Genomic DNA, 1,500 nt, shown 5'->3' with positions numbered 1-1,500 from the left:
TATTCTACGGAGTTATTTAGTTCTGATACTATCGAGAGGTTTATTAGTTATTATAAGCGTATTGTAAATTCTATTATTGCTAATGTAGATATCAAGCTTAGTGATATTAATATTTTGTCTACACAAGAGCAGAATCAACTTGTTTATGAGTTTAATGATACCTACAAGCCTTATCCTCAATCGGCTACGATTGTTTCGGTATTTGAGTCTTTAGTTGTTAGTTCTCCTACTAAGACTGCTTTAATTTTAGGAGACACCCGTCTTAGTTATTATGAGCTTAACAAGCGTTCAAATATTGTGGCTCATTACCTTTTGGATAATGGAGTAAAGAAAGGTGATGTTGTGGGTATGATGCTTAATCGTTCGATTGATATGATTGTTGGTATCCTTGGTATTTTAAAGGCCGGAGGGGTATACCTTCCCTTAGATGGGAATCAACCTCGACAACGAGTATTGCATAGTCTTAAAGATAGTGATGCATTAGTATTGCTTACAGAGAAGAGTAGAGTAGAAGCGTATCAAGATGCGATTACTACCTTAACTATTTCAGGGATCAAAGCTTATTCAGAGGAGAATTTATCGGTTGATATAGAGAGTCAAGATGCTGCTTATGTTATTTATACATCAGGTTCTACAGGAGTTCCCAAGGGTGTTAAAGTAGGCCATCAATCAGTGATTAATCTGATCTGGTCACAACAATCCAGGTATGATCTCCAGGATGATGATATGATTTTACAGCTTTCAGAAGTTGTTTTTGATGCTTCTGTAGAACAAATATGGACTGCATTATTGAGTGGAGTTGGTTTGGTGTTGATCGATAAATCAACGATGCTTAACAGTAGTGATTTTAATGCGTATTTGGCTAAACATAAAGTTACATGTCTATTGGCAACACCTACCTTTTTAGAAAATATAGAGTTAGGTTCTCATGATCGATTAAGAACTATTATGGTTGGAGGAGAGGTGTGTAAGACTCATCTAGCAGCTAGGTTATGCAAGGAGTATACTTTGTTTAATGCTTATGGTCCAACCGAGGCTACAGTAATTAGTACGATACACCGGGTTGATTCTGTTTCAGAAGAGGCTACAATCCCCATAGGAAGGCCCCTTGAAAACACTCAAGCGTATATTTTAGGTAAGGATAAGGAGCTTTTACCGATAGGTGTTGTTGGAGAGCTGTATGTTGGTGGTGAATCTTTGGCTCTGGGGTATCTTAATAATGAAGCGTTAACCAGAGAACGTTTTGTAGAGAATCCATATCTGTCTAATCAACGTATGTACAAGACTGGTGATTTAGCTAGATGGTTGGCCGATGGTAGTATAGAGTTTTTGGGACGAATAGATGAGCAGGTAAAGATACGAGGCTTTAGGATAGAGTTAGGAGAGATCGAGAATCAGTTACGCGGGTTTACGGATTTGGATGAGGCGATATTGACAGTTAATGAGAAAGAAGGAGATCAGTATTTAGTGTGTTACTATACAGCTTCAGAGGAGTTAGAT

1 protein-coding gene is annotated in these 1,500 nt (G+C 37.7%); it reads left to right on the top strand.

Going from position 1 to position 1,500, the window contains the following annotated elements; all coding sequences use genetic code 11:
• Positions 1–1,500: non-ribosomal peptide synthetase (locus JJQ60_RS21850; RefSeq protein ID WP_201924770.1), on the top strand; the 1,500-nt coding region annotated here is incomplete at both ends.

It is taken from the genome of Aquimarina mytili (assembly GCF_016735115.1).
Taxonomy (GTDB): Bacteria; Bacteroidota; Bacteroidia; order Flavobacteriales; family Flavobacteriaceae; genus Aquimarina; species Aquimarina mytili.
Note: the sequence above shows the minus strand (reverse complement) of the source record. Positions and strands in the feature narration are given on the sequence as shown.